This is a genomic window from Actinoplanes philippinensis, assembly GCF_900113015.1.
GTDB classification, from domain to species: Bacteria; Actinomycetota; Actinomycetes; order Mycobacteriales; family Micromonosporaceae; genus Actinoplanes; species Actinoplanes philippinensis.
This window is the reverse complement of the sequence record NZ_FONV01000028.1, coordinates 50,807-70,431: the sequence shown is the minus strand read 5'-3', so window position 1 is coordinate 70,431 and position 19,625 is coordinate 50,807. Positions and strand designations below refer to the sequence as shown.

Genomic DNA, 19,625 nt, shown 5'->3' with positions numbered 1-19,625 from the left:
GACCCACTTCACCGGCGGCAGCTCCCTGCCCGGCAACTTCCAGACCACCCTGTCCAGCTTCGCCGCGCTCGGCGTCGACGTCGCCCTCACCGAGGTCGACGTGACCAACTCCTCCACCTCGCAGTACGCCGGTCTCACCCAGGCCTGCATGAACGTGCCGCGCTGCATCGGCATCACCGTGTGGGGCGTCCGCGACAGCGACTCGTGGCGGTCGAACGAGAGCCCGCTGCTCTTCGACAGCAGCGGTAACAAGAAGGCCGCGTACAACTCGGTGCTCAACGTCCTCAACTCCGCGGGTCCCGGCCCGTCCTCGCCGCCGCCGAGCAGCGGCGGGCCGTCGCCGTCGGTCCCGTCGGGAGACGCGAAGCGCATCCTCGGCGCCCAGTCCGGCCGGTGCGTCGACGTGCCCGGCGCGTCCCAGAACAACGGCACCCGGGTACAGCTCTACGACTGCAACGGCCAGACCAACCAGCAGTGGACCCTGACCGCGAGCAACCAGCTCACGGTGTACGGCAACCGCTGCCTGGACGCGGCCGGCTCCGGCAACGGCGCGGCCGTGCAGATCTACAGCTGCAACGGGCAGACCAACCAGCAGTGGAACGTCAACTCCAACGGCACCATCACCGGCGTGCAGTCCGGACGCTGCCTGGACGTCTGGGGCAGCGCCAACGGCCAGCAGATCCAGATCTACGACTGCAACGGCCAGGCCAACCAGAGATTCAGCCTGGCCTGACCCGATCGATCACAGCGGAGCGGTGCCGGGTTTCTCGAAGCCCGGCACCGCTTCGCCGCGTGCGGGCGGGCCGCTATGCTCCAGCGCCTCCGTCGACCGGAACGATGGCGCCGTTGACCATGGAGGCGCGGTCGCTGAGCAGCCATGCGGCGACCTCGGCGACCTCCCGCGGCTCGGCCATGCGGCCCAACGGCGAACTCGCGGTGATCCGGTCCTTGATGCCGGGTGTCGCGGCCTCCCATTCCTCGATCATCTCGGTCGCGGTCCCGCCGGGCGTGATCCCGTTCACGCGGATGCCGTACGGCGCCCAGTTGACCGCCGCGGTCTCGGTCAGGCTGTTCAAGGCCCGCTTCATCGCCCCGTACGCCGGAAGCGCCGGATTGGCCCGCCGGCTGCCGATGCTCGACGTGTTCACCATCGCGCCGCCGCCGTGCTCGCGCATCAGCGCCGCCTCGGCCGTCATCGCGGTCCAGTGACCCCGGAAGTTGATCATGTACTGCTCGTCGATGTCCTCGTCGCTGGTGGCGTCGACCGGGCCGGGCTGCCGCTGCCCCACCGCACCGTTGTTGAAGGCCCCGTCGAGCCGCCCGTGCAACTGCTGCACCCGCGCCACCGCCGAGCGCACACTCCCACGGTCACTCAGATCCATCGGCACGGCGTCGGCCACCCCACCGGCGGTACGGATCTCGTCGACGAGCTGGTCGAGAGCGCCGACGGTACGGGCTGCCAGCACCACCGCGGCACCCTCCCGGGCGAAGAGCCGGGCAGCGGCCGCCCCGATCCCGCGACTGGCGCCGGTGATGAGCACGACCTTGCCGGTGAGCAGGCCGACGGGTGCGAAAGCGCTTGCGTTTGTCATGCCGACGACACTGCGCCCCACGCCGGGACGGAGGCAGGCACAACCGGTACCAGGATCCGCAGGCTGGAACCGGGCAGACTGGGACCATGGACAAGATCCAGCTCGCGGCGTTCCTGCGTACCCGCCGGGAACGGCTGCGCCCCCAGGACGTCGGCCTTCCCGCCGGTCCTCGCCGCCGCACCCCCGGCCTGCGCCGTGAGGAGGTGGCCGTTCTCGCCCACATCTCCACCGAGTACTACGTCCGCCTGGAACAGGCCCGCGCCCCGCGCCCGTCCGGCGAGGTCCTGGCCGGGATCGCCGGCGCCCTGCGCCTCACCGACGCGGAGAGCGACCATCTGCACGTGCTGGCCGGCACCGCCCCGACCCGCACCGGCCTGCACCGCCGCGACGTACGCCCCAGCATCCTGGCCCTGCTGGAGCGGCTTCCGCAGACCGCCGGGTTCGTGACGTCCGCGGTGTTCGAGGTGCTGGCCTGGAACGATCTGGCGGCCGCCCTGATGGAGGACTTCGCCGAGGTGCCCCCGGAGGACCGCAACCTCGCCCGGCGCGCCTTCCTCGATCCGGCCGCAGCCGACACGCCGATCTACGGCATCTCCGACGCCGGGGAGTTCAAGCAGCACGCCGCTGTGCAGCTGCGCGTGGCCCGTACCCGCTATCCGTCCGACCCTGCCGTGACCGGCTTGATCGACGACCTTCTGGCGGGCAGCGCCGAGTTCGCCCGCCTCTGGCACCGGCACGACGTGCAGGCTCGGCCCATGCTGACCAAGACGTTCCACCACCGGATGGTGGGGCCGGTCACCGTCGACTGTGACTCCCTCGCCCTCACCGACCGCGACCAGCACCTGATCCTCTACAGCGCCGCCCGCGGCTCCTCCTCCGCCGAGGCGCTGGCCCTGCTCGACGTCATCGGCACCCAGACCCTGCATGCGAGCTGACGCCGACCGGTGTCGGCGTGTCCGTGATCGGCGGTACTGCCCGCGACGGCCGTCCGGCGGACACCCACGGCGAAGGCGTGCCGACGACGCCGAGCGGAGGTGTGACCATCACCGGCCGGCCAGCCAGGCCATGATCGCGTCGGCGGTGGCGGCGGCGTCGGTCGTCAGCATCGAGTAGTGGTCGCCGGGAACGTCCACCACGTCAGGCGAGCCGGGCCAGAACGGCTGCCACTGCCCGTCCGGATCGATCTCGCGCATCTCCCTCGTCGGGACCGCCCGCACCAGCAGGGCCGGCACCTCGGACGGCTCCGGCTCCCAGCCGTCGAACAGCCGCACGTAGGCGCCACCGGCGATCATCACCGCATCGGAGAAGACACCGTCGAACAATTCCGCCGGGCGGTTGCGGTCCGCGGCGACCAGTGCGAGCGCCCGCGGGTCCTCACGACCGGCGGCGCTGTGATGGGCGTCGGCCAGGATCACCGCCGCCGGCGGGACGCCCTCGGCGGTCAGACCGGCGGCCACGGCATGGGCGACCCCACCGCCGGTGCTGTGCCCGATCAGCACGAACGGACGGTCGCCGGCCAGCTCCCGCACCGATGCGGCATGCGTACGGACCAGGGTCGCCACGCTGTCCGGAACCGCGCCGGGCCGGGTCCCGAAGCCGGGGTGGGCGAGCATGTGCAGGTCGTAGTGCCCGTCGAGCGCCTGGCCGAGACCGGTCGGCGCCGGATCGTGCAGGGCCAGATAGCCGGGCAAGAAGATCAAGACCGGTTGATGGTACGAACGACCCGTCGCCAGCCGCAGCGGGGCGGGCGTGTGCGCGGCCCGGTCGTCGGCGTCGAAGGTGGGCAACCCGTACGAGGCCAGGTAACGCAAGGTCATCGCCGCGGACGGACCCTGCTCGCGGATCACCCGATGATAGATGGCGGTGAACCGTTCGCCGCCGGTCTGCGCGGGCTGGGCCACCGGCGGCTCGCCGTCGGTGGGGTCGCCCATGGCGGAGCGGACGTGGTCGGTGAGTTCGGCGAGTGTCGGATGGTCGAAGGCGATCGTGGCGCTCAGCCGGACACCGGTGGCGGTGCTGAGCCGGTCGCGGAGCTGGATGGCGGCGAGCGAGTCCAGTCCGATGTCCTTGAAGTGGCGGCCGGCGTCGAGGGCGGTCGTGTCCGGGAAGCCGAGCAGGTCGGCGATCACCGTCCCGACCAGTCTCGTGAGGGCCGCGGGACGCTCGTCCACCGGCAGCCCGGCCAGGGTCTCGCGCCAGCCGACCGGCTTCGCAGCCGTGGTGACGGCCGCGGGGGCGGCGGGCGCCAGGCCGGTGAGGATCGCGGGCGCACCGGTGGCCGGGACATCGATCGCGAGCGGCACGAGCAGCGCGTCGGCGCCGCGCAGCGACCGGTCGAGCAGTGCCATGCCCTGTTCGGCGGTGATCGCGCGGATGCCGCCGTCGGTCAGGGCGCGGCGTGCCGGGCCGGGTGACGGCCGGCCGGCCATGCCGTGGCCGTCGCTGTCCCACAGTCCCCAGGCCAGGGCCAGTGCGGGCAGGCCATGGGCGATGCGGTGGGCGGCCAGGGCGTCGAGGAAGGCGTTCGCGGCGGCGTAGTTCGCCTGCCCCGGCCGGCCGATCACCCCGGAGGCCGAGGAGTAGAGGACGAACGCGGCCAGGTTCAGATGGCTGGTCGCCTCGTGCAGGTGCCAGGCCGCGTCGGCCTTGGGTGCGAGCACGGCGTCGAGGCGCGCGGGGGTCATCGCGGTGAGGACACCGTCGTCGAGGACTCCGGCCAGGTGGAACACACCGGTCAGCGCCGGTCCGCAGGAGTCGACGAGGACGGCGACGGCGGCGCGGTCCCGCAGGTCGCAGCCCGTGACGGTGACCTGGGCGTCGAGGTCGGCGGCCCAGGCCGGTACGGCCCCGGTGCGGTTGGCGAGCACCAGGGTGCGTACCCCGTATGCGGTGACCAGGTGGCGGGCCAGGATCGCGCCGAGAGCGCCGGTCCCGCCGGTGATCAGGACGGTGCCGGCCGGATCCGGTGCCGGCGCGGTGGGGTCCGAGGCACCGGCGAGGGCCAGTCGGGGTGCGTGGACGATCCCGGCCCGGACGGCGACCCGGGGCTCGGCCAGGGCGGCCGCCTCGTGCAGGGCGGCGGCCGAGGTGGCGTCGCCGCAGAGGTCGACGACGGTGAGACGGCCGGGATGTTCGGCCTGGGCGCTGCCGAGCATGCCCCAGACCGCGGCGGCGGCCGGGTCGGGGTCGTCGCCGGTGGCCCGCTCGGTGACCACGACGAGACGGCCGGGCCGGTCGCCGGCGAGCCACTGGGTGACCTTGGTGAGGGTCCGCTCGAGCAGCGCCCGAGCACGGGCCGGTGGGTCGGCCGCAATCGCGCCAGGCCCGGACGACGCGATCAAGGTGCGGCCTTCGTCAGAGGCCGGGAGCCCAGCGGCGGCGTCCGGGAGCCCGGAGGCGGAGGCCGGGAGCCCGGAGACGGCGCCCGGGAGCCCGGAGACGGAGGCCGGGAGCCCGGAGGCGGCGTACCAGATCTCGTAGGGCCTGCCGTCCCGCTCGGTCGGGGCGGCGGGCCAGGTGAGGCGGTGCAGTGATCGGTGGACGGTGCGGTCCTGGACGCCGATGGGGCGCGTCACCAGGGCGTCGATCGTGATGATCGGGCGGCCGAGCGGGTCGGTCACGGTGACACGGGTGGTGTCCGGGGTGACCGGGGACAGCACGACCCGTGCGGTGGCGGCGCCGGTGGTGTGCAGTTCCACGCCTTCGAGGGCGAACGGCACCCGCGGCCGGTCGGGCGGCTCGGCCAGCAGGCTGGCGTGCAGGGCGGCGTCGAGCAGGACGGGGTGCACGCCGAACCGGGGCGCGTCGGCGGCCACCGTGGGTGGCAGGGCCACTTCCGCGTACACCTCGGTGGGTCCTCGCCACAGGGCGGTGACCGCACGGAACGCCGGGCCGTAGTGGAATCCGGCGTCCGTCAGCCGGGTGTAGTCGACGGTGATCGGCCGGGCGCCGGGCGGCGGCCAGGTCGCGGGCAACGCGGGGCTCCGGCCGGTCGGGGCGGTGAGGGTGGCGGTGGCGTGGCTGGTCCAGGGGTCCGCCGAGCCGGTGGACCGCGACCAGATGGTCAGCTCGCGGTCGCCGTCGTGGTCCGGGGCGTCCGCGACGACCTGGACGTCGACCGGGCCGGTCAGCGTCAGCGGCGTGCCCAGGGACAGCTCGGCGAGCCGCAGCGGCCGCCACCGGGAGGTCGCGGGCGAGAAAGAGGCCGTCGCGGGCGAGAAAGAGGCGGTCGCGGGCGAGAAAGAGGGGGTCGCGGCCCGGAAGGCGATCTCGGCCAGGGCGGCGGCCGGGACCATCGGGCCGGCGCCGATCATGTGGTCGGCCAGCCACGGCTGGCGGGTCGTGGACAGGGTTCCTGAGCTGCGGGTACGGGTGCCGTCGGCGTCCGGTTGCGGGTCGGCGAGCAGCGGTGGCCGCTCGGTGCCGTCGAGCCAGTGACGCTGCCGCCGGAACGGGTAGGTGGGCAGGTCGCAGCGCCGGGCGCCGCTGGCGGCGTAGACGGCGGCCCAGTCCACCGGCACGCCGTGCACGTGCAGGGTGGCGAGGCTGTCGAGGAACCCGGCGAGCGTCGCCGGGCCGGGCAGGAAGGCGTCGGCGGCGACGCACCGCTCGGCCAGCACGGACAGGACCGCGGCCGGGCCGATCTCGACGAACGCGGAGACGGGCACGGCGGCCAGCTCGTCCATCGCGCCGGCGAAGTGGACCGTGTCACGCACGTGGCGTACCCAATGATCGGCGCCGGCCAGGTCGGGCGAACCGGAAAGCGCACTCGCCACCGGGACCGACGGCTGATGGTAGGTGACCGACTCCGCGACGACCCGGAACTCGTCGATCATCGGGTCGAGCAGCGGCGAATGGAACGCGTGGCTCACGCGCAGCCGGTCGTATCGGGCGTCCAGCCTTTCGGCCAGGGCCGTCACGGCCTCCTCGGGTCCGGCGAGCACCACCGCGTCGGGACCGTTGACCGCGGCGATCGCCACCAGGTCACCGGCGTCGGGGAGCAGCTTCGCGACGTCGGCCTCGGTGCGGCGTACCGCGATCATCGTGCCGCCGGGCGGCAGAGCGGCCATCAGCCGGCCCCGGGCGGCGACCAGACGGACCGCGTCGGCGAGCGACAGCACTCCGGCGGCGTACGCGGCGGTGAGCTCACCGATCGAGTGCCCGGCCAGCCGGTGCGGGTGGACGCCGCAGGCGCGGTAGAGCGCGTGCAGTGCCACCTCGAAGGCGAACAGGGCGGGCTGGGCGTAGTCGGTACGGTGCAGCAGGCCGGCGTCGGCGCCGTCGACGACCTCCCGCAACGGCCGCGCAAGGTAGGGCGTGAACGCCGCGCAGACCTGGTCGTAGGTGGCGGCGAAGGCGGGGAAGGCGGCGGCCAGTTCGCGGCCCATGCCGAGTCGTTGCGCGCCCTGGCCGGTGAACAGGAAAGCGACACGTGGCTCCGGACGGGTCACGATCCGGGTCACGGCCGGGTGCGGGGCGCCGTCGGCCAGCGCCTGCAGCCCCTCCCGGTCGCCGGCGCGCACAGCAGCCCGGTGGCGCAGGGGCGCACGGCCGGTGGCCAGGGAGAACGCCACATCCAGCGACGTCGGGCCCGGCTGTCCCGCCGCGGGCAGCGCCGCGAGCTGGGCGGCCCGGGCACGCAGGCCGTCCTCGTCGGTGGCGCCGAGCAGCCATGGCGCGGCCGTCCATCCGGGAAGCGGGGCAGCCGGCGGCCGGTCCGGCTCCGCGGCGGGCGGCTCCTCGATGATCACATGGGCGTTGGTGCCGCCCAGCCCGAAGGCGGACACCGCCGCACGGCGTGGACGCGGACCGGCGGGCCAGGGCCGGGCGGCGTCGAGCAGTCTCAGTGCTCCGGCGGACCAGTCGACGTGCGGGGACGGGTCCTCGGCGTACAGCGACCGGGGCATCACGCCGTGCCGCATCGCCTCGATCACCTTGATCACCCCGGCGACGCCGGCGGCGGACTGGGTGTGCCCGATGTTCGACTTCACCGAACCCAGCCAGACCGGCTCCGACCGGCCCCGGCCGTAGGTGTCGACGAGCGCGTTCGCCTCGATCGGGTCGCCGATCCGGGTGCCGGTGCCGTGGCCCTCGATCAGATCCACGTCGGTGGGCCGCAGACCGGCGTCGGCCAGGGCGAGGTGGATCAGGTCACGCTGGGCCTCGCCGCTGGGGGCGGTGAGCCCGTTGGAGGCGCCGTCGGCGTTGACCGCGGAGCCGCGCAGGACCGCGAGCACCGGGTGCCCGTTGCGGCGGGCGTCGTCGAGTCGTTCGAGCAGGACCATCCCGGCGCCCTCGCCCCAGGCGGTGCCACCGGTGCCGGCGGCGAACGGCCGGCACCGGCCGTCGGCGGCGAGGCCCCGCTGCCGGCTGAACATGACGAACGACTGCGGCGACGCCATCACCGTCACGCCGCCGGCCAGCGCCAGACCGCACTCGCCGGCCCGCAGCGCTGCGGCGGCCAGGTCCATCGCGACCAGCGACGACGAGCAGGCGGTGTCGATGGACAGGCTGGGGCCGCGCAGACCCAGGGTGTAGGCGATGCGCCCGGAGGCGAGGCTGCCGGTCGACCCGATGGCGAGGTGCGACTCGAGTTCGTGGGCGTCCCGGCGGGGACCGTAGTCACTGGACATGAGGCCGATGAACACGCCGGTGTCGCTGTCGCGCAGGCTGGGCGCGGGGATGCCGGCACGTTCGAACGCCTCCCAGGCGATCTCCAGCAGCAGCCGGTGCTGGGGATCGGTGGCCAGGGCCTCGCGGGGCGAGATCCCGAAGAACGCGGGGTCGAAGTCGGCGGCGTCGTACAGGAAGGCGCCGCGCCGGGTGACGCTGGTGCCGAGCCGGTCCGGGTCCGGGTCGAAGAGGGCGTCGACGTCCCAGCCGCGGTCGGTGGGGAACTCGCCGGTGGCGTCGACCTCGCCGGCGATCAGCCGCCACAGGTCCTCCGGGCTGCGGACACCGCCGGGGTAGCGGCAGGCGGCCGCCACGATCGCGATCGGCTCGGTCTGTGACCGCGACCGCCGGCTCGTGGTGGTGGCGGCTCCGGCGAGCCGCGCGTCCAGCCAGGTGATCAGCGCGGCCGGGGTGGGGTGGTCCCACAGCAGGGTGGCGGGCAGCCGCAGTCCGGTGCGCCGGCTGAGCCTGTTCCAGACGGTCATCGCGCCCATCGAGGTCAGCCCCAGGTCGGCGAACGCGATGTCCGGATCGGTGACCGGTCCGCACAGCGCGGCCACCTCCGCGTTGACCAGCGCGGCCGAGGACGTGCCGGTGAAACGGTCGGCGGTGTCGGCGGAGAACGCCGACCGCAACAGGTGGCGGCGGGGCTTTCCGGACGGCGTACGCGGAATGACCGGCGTGAAGACGATCTCCTCCGGGACCTTGTACGCCGACAGCCGTCGCGCCAGGTCCCGCAGCAGCCCGGCCGGGTCGGCGGACTCGTCGGCCGGGACGACGAAGGCCACCGGGACCTCGCCGAGCAGCGGATGCGCGCGCGCCACCACAGCGGTGTCGCGCACCCCGGGCAGGGCGAGCAGAGCGAGTTCCACCTCGGCGGGGTCGACGTTGACGCCACCACGGTTGATCACGTCGCTGACCCGGCCGATGACGCTGAGGTTGCCGTCGGCGTCGAACCGGCCCAGGTCGCCGGTGCGGTACCAGCCGTCGGTCAGCCCGTCGGAACGCCGGTGGTAGCCGAGCATCAGGTTGGGTCCACGCACGCTGATCTCGCCGTCGACGAGCCGCACCTCGACGCCCGGGGCGGGCAGGCCGCTGCTGCCGGGCGTGCGCGGGGCGCCGGGGCGCTCGACGGCGATCATCCCGCACGTCTCGGTGCTGCCGTAGCAGTCGAACAGCGGGACGCCGAGCAGCTTCTCCACCTCGGATCGCAACACCGGGTCGCTGGTCGCGCCGGCGGTCAGGCACAGCCGCAGCGAGGAGCCGTCGATCGGCCCGGCGTCGAGCAGCTGACGGTAGGTGACCGGCACCCCGGCCAGCATCGTCGGCGCCTCCTCGGCGAGCAGGCGGGCCAGTGTGGCCGGGTTGGACCCGGCGGTGACCCGGGCACTGGCCCCGGCCACCGTGACACCCAGGACGGCGAGGGAATGGGCGAAGCTGTGGGCCATCGGCAGCGGCCAGAGCAGATGGTCGGTGTGAGTCAGGCCGAACACCGGTCCGTAGCAGGTGACAGCGGACCACAGCGCGGCCCGCTGGGTGGAGACGACACCCTTGACCGAGCCGGTGGTGCCGGAGGTGTAGAGCAGGAACGCCGGCTCGTCCAGGCCGAGATCGTCTCGCGGCGCGGTGTCCCCGGCCGGGATGTCGCCGGTCACGAGCACGCGGACGGCGCCGGCGACCCGGCGGGCCTGATCGGCGTGCCGGCCGTCGGTGACCAGCACGGCCGGTTCGCAGTCGGCCAGCAGCGCGGTCAGCTCGGCGTCGGTGGCGTGCGGGCTCAGCGGCACCCCGACCGCGGCGGCCCGGACCGTGGCCAGCAGCACCTCGACCAGGTCCACGCTGTTGCCGAGCACGAACGCCACCCGGTCGCCGCGTCCCACACCCAGCCCGGACGCCAACCCGGCGGTCCGGTCGGCCATGTGCGCCCAGGTGACGCGCCGGTGGTCGTCGGCGAACGCGAGCCGGTCACCGTGCTGCCGGGCGTTGTCCTGCAGGACGTGCGACAGCGGCCGGATCAGGTCCTGCTGGCCCATCGGGAGATCCCCGCCCTTTCCTGCACCATCCATTGTGGCCGCAATGGTGGCACACGCCCCCGCGCCGCTCGTCGCCCATCACGGCCCGGGACTCGTCCTGCCCATCCCGAGAAGCCGCCGAGCCCCGCACAGCCGGTTGACCGACGGCGCCGTGGTTCGGAAAGCCCCTTCCGGCCATGCTGACGCCCGTGGTGACCGGGTCGGCCCGCGAACATGCCGGCGGGCATGCGCGGCGGTTCCCGCAGCCGTCACCTTCCCGCCTTCGACTCAGCCCCGCGGCTCGAAGGAGGCGTCGACGCCGAGTGCGATCAGCACGTGGCAGAGCACCGCGTATCCGGAGCCGTCCCGATAGTTGTCGTACTTGAGGGCCTTGCCGCCGATCCGGCGCACCTTCACGTGGCCGGGCCGCAGCTCGATCCGCTCGATCGCGGCCCACGGTGTGATCGCGGTGTCCTTCGGGCCCGCGATGCCGTCAGGGGCCACCCGGAGGTCGCCGCGCACGACCGTCTCGCCGCTGCGGACCGTCGCGGCCGCTCGTGCCGCGATCGGGATCACCGCCCCGTCGGTGATCAGGTCGGCTGTCGAGGGGAATCGGGGAACGGCCGTGCCGACCTCGGCCGGCGCCAGCGCGGCGATCAGTGCACCGACCGGGCCGTACGGGTCGAGCGCGTTGCGGTACTTCGCGGTGATCGGCACCGTGCGGCCATCGGCGGTGGTGAGACGGAAACCCTGGTAGTCCCAGGAGGACTCCGAGCCGGATGAGCTCCACTCGTCGACCACGTCGGTGACCTCGGCGAAACGCACCACGCGCGGAGGGCCGTCCGGGTCGGCCTCGGCCAGGCCGCCGGCGTAGCCGTACAGCCATCGGGTGAAACGGCCCCGGCGGGAGACCACGAAGAAGACCAGGCAGTAGCCGACGGCCACGAACGGGATGAGGGACAGCAAGGGCAGCGCCGTGTCCGGGGTCCACACGATCAGGAGGACCAGGACGAGGAGGAACATCGCGGCCGGAACGAGCAGGCGCAGCACACGGCGTACGCCCAAGGGTGGGGTCGTCTCGAGGTGGAAGATGCCGAGTGGCCGGCCCAGCCCGAGCGTCTCACCCAGCTGGGCGGCGTGCTGCCAGTCGGCGGCATGTCGCGTTTGCTGCTCTTCTGCCCGGCGCTGGAAACCGTGGTCCAGACGCTGCCGCGCTTCGGGACTCATTCCCATACCGACGTGGGTAGCACTGCCCGGCAACTCGGCTCGGTGGCCCGTGGTCACGTGATCTCCGGGCCACCGTCGCGGTCGTGCCGGAGGCGCTTCAGGAGGCGTATTCGTCCGAGATCTCGGTGGCGTAGTTCTTCCACAGCGGTTTCATGGTCTCCGCGTTGACCGGCTGCCCCGAATCGATCATGGCCTTGAAGTCGCGGAAGTACTGCACGTACAGGTCCGGGGTGAAGGTGTTCAGCATGACGGCGTTCTCGTCGCCGATGTTGGCGAACGTGTGCGGCGCCCCGGTCGGCACGATGACCCAGGTGCCCGGCCCGGCATCGTGCTGTTCCTCGCCGACGGTGAAACGGAACGTACCCGCCAGCACGTAGAAACCCTCGTCGTGCTGGGCGTGGCGGTGCTGCAACGGGCTCGGAGTGCCCGGCGGGATGGTGACCTCGGCGAATCCCAGCCGGTGTTCGGTGTGCTCACCGTTCTCCAGGATCCGGATCTGATGCGCCCCGCTGCCGAGGATCTCGCCCTCACCGGGGCGGACGATGTTCACCTTCGCCACGACTGTCTCCCATTGCTATCGGCTGTCTTGGTGAGCACCATCCTGTGCCGGGCCGGCGGTGCGCGTCCTGGTCGTCCGTGCACGGTTGCTGGTCATCAGTGCGCGAGGGCTGTAGCCGTACGTCGTCTTGAAGATCTTGCTGAAATGGGTGGGATCCGGAAATCCCCACCGGGCGGCCACGGCGGTGACGGTACGACCACTTCCGGTCAGCTCGGCCCGGCACCGCTCCAGGCGGCGACGGCGGATCAGCGCCGCGACGGTGAGCGGCTGGTCCTCGAACAGCTTGTGCAACCGGCGGACCGAGATGTGGTGGGCGGCGGCGATGCCCGGCGGGGACAGATCGGGATCGGCCAGCCGGACCTCGATGTAGCCGGTGATCCGGTCCCGCAGCCGCTCGTCCGGAGCCGGCTGCCGGTCGCCCAGCCGGGCCTCCAACGCGACCGCGATCAGCTCGATGAAGGCCGCCGCCGACCGCAGCGCCTCCGCCTCGCGGAACTCGGCGGCCGCCCGCGCCGACTCCCGGGCCAGCACGGAGACGAGAGCACCCGGACCGTGGCTGCCGTCGATGCGTTCGCCGATGAGCCGGTCGATCTGCGCGGGCCGGATCCGAAGCTCCCGACGCGGAACCAGAACCGTGACGTGCGCCGCGGCGGTGCTTTCGAAACGGAGCGTACGGGTGGGATCGAGCAGCACCAGGTCGGCCGGCCCGAGTTCCGCGTCGCCGCGCCCCTGCTCGATCCGCGTCCGGCCCCGGGCCATCACCTTGACCGCCAGGTTCTCGCCGTCCGCGGCGTCGCGTTCGCGCCCGATACAGGCGCTCTCGGGTGTGTCGAGGGAGAACAGCCGCAGCGGCCCGAGGTCAGAGGTGACGATCCGGCCCCGGAAGTCGGCTCCGGCCAGCTTGTTGACCAGCGGCGGGAACCCGCTGGCGGCCAGCTCGTCCTGGAACGTCTCAAGGTTGCCGATCACCGGTCAACGATAGCGGCGGCGCCACCGGTGGACCGTCTTCAGGCGAAGCTGCCGGTCGACCTCCTGTTGCCGGCCGGCTCGTGCTGTTGCCGGTCGGCCCGTGCTGGTGCCGGCCGGCCCGTGCTGGTGCCGGCCGGCCCGTGCTGGTGCCGGCCGGCCCGTGCTGGTGCCGGCCGGCCCGTGCTGGTGCCGGCCGGCCCGTGCTGGTGCCGGCCGGCCCGTGCTGGTGCCGGCCGGCCCGTGCTGGTGCCGGCCGGCCCGTGCTGGTGCCGGCCGGTTCGTGCTGGTGCCCGCGGGTTCGCGCGACGACACCCCCTGGCCGCATTGCGTCTGCGGTCTACAGTGCGCGCCGTGATCAGGCGGATGGTTCTCGCGGCGGCTCTGCTCGCGGGATCGGGAGGATGCTCGGTCCCGGATGCGGGCGGCGGTGGCGACTTCACGCCCGGCCTCCCGCCCGCCACGGCGCAGCGGCAGGTTCGCGAGCATGCCGAACAGGTCGCCGTGATCGCCAAGACATCCGTGGACGCCCCTTCGGAGGAGCGCCTCACGTGTCCGGGCCAGATCAGCGACTTCCCTGACGACGAGCTCTACCGGATGCAGGGCACCTATCATCTGCCGATCGCCGCCGACGAGGAGAAGGCCGTCTATGCCCTCCTGACCGATCACTGGAAAGACGCCGGTCTCGATCCCAGAACCGGCGACGACCCGTGGGTCAAGGGTCCCTGGGCCGGCCCCGCCGACCTCAAGATCGACCTCAGGGACGGCCACACGATCGCCCTGTCCCGCAGCGCGGACACCACCGTCCGGATGATCATCTGGACGCAGTGCCTGCACGAGACTCACTGATCAGTGCGGCCCGGGCGGCGTCGGCCGTCCGGCGAGTGACCACGTACGAGTCACCCGTCCTGTGACAGCAGCCGCCGGAGGAAGACCCAGAGGCTCCTGCCCTCCATGGACTCGATGCTGCCGGGATCCGCGATCGTGTCGATGAAACCCACCTGCCCGGCGAGTTCGCCGCTGGTCACCAGGACGAAGTAGTTGCCGCAGCCGTCACCGGCCACCGGCAGCCAGCCGGAGTCTCGCCACGTCGGGAACATCGCCAGGCAGGTCGCCATATCGAGGGACTCGTCGTCGGGCCTGGCACCGAGAACGCCACCGGCGCAGATCGCCTCGCCTTTGCACGAGCGCAGCCAGTCGACCAGCGAGTCGGGCAGAGGGACACCGAGCCGACGCTCCAGGTCGGCGATCTCCTGATCGTCGGCGCCACCGGGAAACGGCCTCTCCGGCGGTCGCTGGACTCGGGACAACAGTCGCAAGACGTCATGGCGAGCCTCGTGGTCGTTCACCGAAGCAGGATGGCACCCCGGGGACGCTCGGGGAACCACCTCGGACAGCTGTGCGAACCACCGGTCATGTCGGCGGTCCGACCGGCGGTTCGAACGGGAAGCGGCCGAACCACGTCAGCGGGCCATCGAACACGGCGCCGCCATCGAGCCGACGACGCCGCGATGGCGGCGCCGTCGGGCTGGACTCCACGGAGGCCGGCGCAGGCTGACCGGCCGTTCACCCGGTCGCCGCAGCCCGCGTGGGCGGCCGGTGGAAGCCCAGCATGCGTGGCAGCAGGTGGTGACGCCAGACGGCGCTCAGCGTCAGGAACCACAGGGGCAGCGCCATGGCGGCCACGGCGAAAGCGGCGACGTCGGGCAGCAGGCCGAAGTAGTTGGCCAGCACCGGTGTGGCGAGGATGCCGCAGAAGGCGGCGATCAGGGCGGTGACCAGGATCGCCGGGCGTTTGTCGCGGCTCACCGGCGTCCAGCTCGCGAAGATGCGGGCGGGTGGTTTCAGCAGCAGGATCAGCAGGAAGCCCGCGAACGAGGTGAACACGGTCAACCCGGTCTGGGCGACGACCGTGGCGGCCTGCTCGGTGAAGGTGGCGTTGGTGCTGAGCAGGCCGGTGAACTCCTCGAACCGGGCGACGAGATGGTCGGGCAGGCGTTTGTCGGGCAGGTCCATGACGAAGCGGTACAGCACGGCGTAGACACCGACGCCGTACAGCGCGGTGACGATGGCGGCGGGCACCACGAACCGGGCCAGCGACCCGACCAGGCCGGGGTCGGGCCGCTCCGCCTCGGCCCACGCGGTGAGCAGCATCGTGGGCAGGCCGACGGTGAACAGCACGAGCGCGGCCTGCGCCGGTTCGTAGGGGAAGCCGAGGCCGAGGATGGCGACGCCGAGGATGATCAGGATGGAGGTGCTGACCCGGGCCAGGTAGAGGTACATCGACGTGGCGATGCCGGTGACGATGCGCCGGCCCTGACGCTGCGCCGGCGACAGGGCCGTGAACGAGTCGTCGAGCAGCACGACGTCGGCGGCGTCGCAGGCGACGCTGTTGCCGCTGCCCAGCGCGATGCCGACGTGCGCCTTCTTCAGCGAGGGGATGTCGTTGACGCCGTCGCCGATCATCGCGGTGTAGCGGCCCTGCCGGCGCAGGCTGTCCACCATGCGCTCCTTGGTCGCCGGGCTGACCCGGCCGAACACCGTGCCGCGGGCCACCGCGTCGTCGAAGGCGGCCGGTGTCATCGCGTCCAGGTCGGCGCCGGTGGCCGGATCGTCGGCGTGCAGGCCGAGCCCGGCGGCCACGGCGGCCACCGTCCGCGGGTCGTCGCCGGAGATGACCTTGACGGCCACGCCGCCGGCACGCAGCTCGGCCAGGGTTTCGGCGACCCCGTCGCGCAGGTCGTCACGCAGAGCGATCAGCGCCAGCGGCGTCAACTGCGGCAGGACGGGGGTACGGCCGGCGTCGAGGAACCCGGCGGCGGGGTCGGTCGTCGCGGCGAACAGCAGCACCCGCAGGCCCTGCCGGGTCAGGTCGTCGAGTGTGTCGTACATCCGAAGATGCGCCTCGGCGGGGAATGCCGCGCTCAACGCCTCGACCGCGCCCAGGACGTAACCGCGGTCCGGGCCGCTGACCGCGCTCCAGCGGCGTTGCGGGGAGAAGGCGACCTGTTCCAGAGCCGTCGACGACGGGGCGGGCAGAGCCCGGGCCAGTGCGACGACGGTGTGGTTGCGGGTCGTCATCGCCTCGACGGCGACGCTCAGCGACTGCCGGACATCGGCCGGGTCGTGGCCGTCGAGCGCCTCGATCCGCTCCAGGCGCATGCTGCCGGTGGTGAGGGTGCCGGTCTTGTCGGTGCACAGCACGTCGACGCTGCACAGCGACTCGACGGCGCTGATCTGCTGGATCAGCGCGCCGCGCCGGGCGATGGCCGCCGCGCCGACGGCATACGAGATGGTGATCAGGAAGAACAGGCCGTAGGGCACGAGGCCGGACAGCACGGCAGCGGTCTGGATGACCTCGACCAGCGACAACCCCTTGAGCGCCGCGTTGGCGAGCACGGCGGCGCTCATCAGCGCCACGGTCAGCATGATCAGGCGTACGGTCGCGTCGATCAGCGCCTGCAGCGGTGTGGGATCGGGGTTCCACGCTTTGGCTTTCGCGGTCAGCGCGCCCACGTCGCTGTCGGCGCCGACCAGCTCCGCGGTCTGGTGGGCCGAGCCGCCGACCACGACCGTGCCCGAGTGCAGCCGGTCGCCGGCCTGTTTCAGCACCGGGTCGGGCTCGCCGGTCAGGGAGGACTCGTCGACCTCCAGCCGGTCACCGGCGGTGACCGGGCCGTCCACGACGATCTGGTCGCCGGCGGTGACGCGGATCAGGTCGCCGCGGACGATGTCCTCCGGTTCCACGTCCTGTTCGATGCCGTCGCGGACCACCCGGCAGGGCGCCCGGTGCAGAAGTTTGAGGCGATCCAGTTTCTGTTTGGCGCGGATCTCCTGGATCGAGCCGATCAGCGAGTTGAGCACGCCGAGGCCCACGCTGACGACGGCGTCCTTGGTGCGGCCCATCGCCAGCAGCGACAGGCCGATCGCATACAGGAAGTTGTTGAACAGGGTGAACAGGTTCGCCCGCAGGATCGTCCAGTAGCGCCGGGACACCGCCGACCGCACGGTGTTGGTCTCGCCGCGCTCCCGCGCGGCCGCGACCTGGGCGGCCGTCAGACCGGTGGCCGGTGCGGTGCCGGCGTCGAGTGCTGTCATCGCATCGCCCGTTCGATCATCCTGTCCTGTCACCGAGCGTAGATGCTCGCCGGCGGCCACCCTGCGCTTCCGGCTCAGGTGGCACGAGGACCGCATCCGGGACGCCTTCCGGCGCATCCGCGTCGAGCTCTCTCATGTCGGTCGTCCTTCCTGTCCGGCGGGAGGTCAACGATCCCGGTCCGGGCTCCCCGTCGCCACTTCCGCGATTCAGCGTGCTTTCAGGTCGGGTCGCTACGGACCAGGTCGGCCATCTGTTCGGGCGGCGCGTCGGGCCGGCGCTGTTCCGGCGGCCCGACGCGCGCCTGTTCAAGCAGCAGAACCTGGATCGGGCACGGGACTTCTTCGCGAGCTACGGCGCCCGTTCGGTCGTTCTTGCCAGATTCGTGCCGATCGTGCGGACCGATCGGACGCCGACGCGCGTAGGTTGGCGTGATGGCCACCTTCTGGACCCTCGGATGCGATGCCGATGAGCCTCAACGACTGGCGGCGTTCTGGGCGCTGGCCCTGGGCTATGTCAAGGAGCCCGGCTTCGACCAGCCCGACAACGCCTCGATCATCGATCCGGACGGCCGAGGCCCCGCCATCGGATTCCTGAGAGTGCCCGAGGGTAAATCGGCCAAGAACCGGATGCACGTCGACATACGGGTGGCCGGCCCGGGCCTCGGGGACGACGCCGAACGCGCCCGGCTGATCGCGCTCAAGGTGCCGGAACTGGTCGCCGCCGGGGCGACCGTGGTCGCCGAGCACCGGTACGGCGACATTCTCGGGCACGTCGTCATGCGAGACCCGGAGGGCAACGAGTTCTGCGTCGCCTGACCGCACGGCGTCCGGGTGCGGATGTCGTGCGAGTGACGGGCCGTCAAGCCGGGCGCAGCGAGTCGCGGAGGGTCTGTTTGGAGAGTTTGCCGGTGCCGGTCAGCGGGATGGCGTCGAGCAGGATGAAGTCGTCCGGCATCCACCAGGACGCGATCCGGCGGGACAGGTGTTCGCGCAGCTGGTCGGCCTTCGTGTCGGAGTCGGCGCGCAGGACGACGAACGCGACGGGACGTTCCACCCAGCGGGGATGCTCGCGGGCCACGACGGCGACCTGTTCGACGTCGGGGTGGGTGGCGATGGCCGCCTCCAGCTCGACCGAGGAGATCCACTCGCCGCCGGACTTGATCAGGTCCTTGATCCGGTCGACGAGCCGCAGATAGCCCTCCGCGTCGACGGTGGCCAGGTCGCCGGTGTGCAGCCAGCCGTCGGCGGTGAAGCTGTCGGCCCCCTCCCCGGCGACGTAGCCGCCCGCCACCCACGGCCCGGCGACCTGCAGCTCCCCCACCGACCGCCCGTCGTGCGGCAGGCGTTCCCCGGTGTCGACGTCCACGATGCGCACGTTCACCAGCGGCGCGGGCCGGCCCTGGGCGGCCGCGGCCTGCTGCCGTACCTCCTCGTCCGCATGATCGTGCCGGGTGCGCAGGCCGCCGATCGCACCGACCGGGCTGACCTCCGTCATCCCCCACGAGTGGGTGATGGGCACCCCGACGGCGGCCTGGTAGGCGGCCGACAGCTGCGGCGTGACCACTGATCCGCCGCCGAGCAGCAGGCGCAGCGAGGTGCAGTCCCGGCCTTCCAGCGCGGGCAGCAGGTCGGTCCAGACGGTCGGCACGGCGGCCGCGAGCGTGACCCGGTGCCGGGTGATCAGGCCGGCCAGGTGCGCGGGTTCGGCTGACGGGCCGGGCAGCACGAGGTCCGCGCCCGCCATGAGGGCGCCGTAGGGCAGCCCCCACGCGTTGGCGTGGAACATCGGCACGATCGGCAGGACCACGTCGCGTTCGCTGACGCCGATCAGCCCGGCCGCCATCGTCCCCAGGCAGTGCAGGACCGTCGACCGGTGGCTGTACAGCACACCCTTGGGCCGGCCGGTCGTGCCGGAGGTGTAGCAGAGCCCCGCGGCCAGGTTCTCCTCCGGGCCGCTGAAGGTCTCCTCGAACGAGCCCTCGAACGGCTCGGCCGCGCCGATCAGGTCCTCGTAGTGGTGGAACCGCGCGTCGGGCAGGGCGTGGTCGGCGCCGTCGGGGAAGACCACCCAGTGCCGTACGCCGGGCAGCCGGTCCAGGCATGTCCGGATCAGTGGCAGGTGCCGCCGGTCGAGGAGGACGACGTCGTCGCCGGCGTGCTCGATGATGTGGACCAGGTGCTCGGCCGGCAGCCGGATGTTGAGGGTGTGCAGGACGCGTTTACTGATCGGGACCGCGGCGTACACCTCCAGATGCCGCCGGTGGTTGGCCGCCAGGGTGGCGACCCGGGCGCCGGGCGCGACGCCCAGCGCCGTCAGCGCGGAGGCCAGGCGGCGGACACGGTGCGCCCACGCGCGGTACGGGGTGGCCGTCCCGTCGGCGTCGATGACGTGCTTGTCCCCGAAGAGGGTCTCGGCCCGCTCGAACAGGTGCGCGATCGTCAACGGCCGTGGCTGCATGAGCCCGTCCATGTCCAGCCCTCTCCTCGGCCCTGTGGTCG

General features: G+C 72.6%; 12 protein-coding genes and 1 pseudogene. 5 read left to right on the top strand and 8 right to left on the bottom strand.

Going from position 1 to position 19,625, the window contains the following annotated elements; all coding sequences use genetic code 11:
• Positions 1-733, top strand: a 733-nt coding sequence (locus BM290_RS43885; protein WP_177320150.1) for a ricin-type beta-trefoil lectin domain protein, incomplete at its 5' end; no start/stop codon positions are given.
• Between the two features lie 73 nt (positions 734-806).
• Here the strand turns inward: BM290_RS43885 and BM290_RS43880 are convergent.
• A complete protein-coding gene (locus tag BM290_RS43880) occupies positions 807-1,592 on the bottom strand; it encodes an SDR family NAD(P)-dependent oxidoreductase (protein ID WP_093621944.1) in 786 nt (261 codons plus the stop codon).
• Positions 1,593-1,678: 86 nt separating this feature from the next.
• Here BM290_RS43880 and BM290_RS43875 point away from each other — a divergent pair, with 86 nt between their 5' ends.
• Positions 1,679-2,527, top strand: coding sequence for a helix-turn-helix transcriptional regulator (locus BM290_RS43875; RefSeq protein WP_093621935.1), 849 nt, complete (start codon positions 1,679-1,681; stop codon positions 2,525-2,527).
• Between the two features lie 108 nt (positions 2,528-2,635).
• On the opposite strand, the gene BM290_RS43870 is transcribed toward BM290_RS43875, so the two are convergent.
• The 4 genes from BM290_RS43870 to BM290_RS43855 form a co-directional block, all read right to left on the bottom strand.
• Entirely contained in the window at positions 2,636-10,297 is a 7,662-nt protein-coding gene (locus tag BM290_RS43870; RefSeq protein WP_093621934.1) for a type I polyketide synthase, read from the bottom strand.
• Positions 10,298-10,564: 267 nt separating this feature from the next.
• Entirely contained in the window at positions 10,565-11,503 is a 939-nt protein-coding gene (locus BM290_RS43865; RefSeq protein WP_143134172.1) for a hypothetical protein, read from the bottom strand.
• Positions 11,504-11,600: 97 nt separating this feature from the next.
• A complete protein-coding gene (locus BM290_RS43860) occupies positions 11,601-12,062 on the bottom strand; it encodes a cupin domain-containing protein (RefSeq protein WP_093621932.1) in 462 nt (153 codons plus the stop codon).
• Positions 12,063-12,077: 15 nt separating this feature from the next.
• A complete protein-coding gene (locus tag BM290_RS43855; RefSeq protein ID WP_093621931.1) occupies positions 12,078-13,031 on the bottom strand; it encodes a helix-turn-helix domain-containing protein in 954 nt (317 codons plus the stop codon).
• Between the two features lie 351 nt (positions 13,032-13,382).
• Between BM290_RS43855 and BM290_RS43850 the strand changes: the two genes are divergently transcribed.
• Positions 13,383-13,877 (top strand): hypothetical protein, encoded by a 495-nt coding sequence (locus BM290_RS43850; protein WP_143134171.1) that lies wholly within the window; start codon positions 13,383-13,385, stop codon positions 13,875-13,877.
• A gap of 50 nt (positions 13,878-13,927) precedes the next feature.
• On the opposite strand, the gene BM290_RS43845 is transcribed toward BM290_RS43850, so the two are convergent.
• Together BM290_RS43845 and BM290_RS43840 are read right to left on the bottom strand one after the other, a co-directional pair.
• Positions 13,928-14,377, bottom strand: coding sequence for an SMI1/KNR4 family protein (locus BM290_RS43845; RefSeq protein ID WP_177320149.1), 450 nt, complete (start codon positions 14,375-14,377; stop codon positions 13,928-13,930).
• Between the two features lie 217 nt (positions 14,378-14,594).
• Positions 14,595-17,126, bottom strand: a complete 2,532-nt coding sequence (locus BM290_RS43840; RefSeq protein WP_093621928.1) for an HAD-IC family P-type ATPase — start codon at positions 17,124-17,126, stop codon at positions 14,595-14,597.
• Between the two features lie 227 nt (positions 17,127-17,353).
• Here BM290_RS43840 and BM290_RS49370 point away from each other — a divergent pair.
• Together BM290_RS49370 and BM290_RS43830 are read left to right on the top strand one after the other, a co-directional pair.
• Positions 17,354-17,527, top strand: a pseudogene (locus BM290_RS49370) (DedA family protein); the annotation flags it as partial.
• Between the two features lie 31 nt (positions 17,528-17,558).
• The gene (locus BM290_RS43830) at positions 17,559-17,942 is read left to right on the top strand and encodes a VOC family protein (protein WP_093621927.1); all 384 of its coding nucleotides are present in this window, start codon (positions 17,559-17,561) and stop codon (positions 17,940-17,942) included.
• Positions 17,943-17,985: 43 nt separating this feature from the next.
• Here the strand turns inward: BM290_RS43830 and BM290_RS43825 are convergent, their stop codons facing one another.
• Positions 17,986-19,596 (bottom strand): long-chain fatty acid--CoA ligase, encoded by a 1,611-nt coding sequence (locus BM290_RS43825; protein ID WP_093621926.1) that lies wholly within the window; start codon positions 19,594-19,596, stop codon positions 17,986-17,988.
• Between the last annotated feature and the right edge of the window lie 29 nt (positions 19,597-19,625).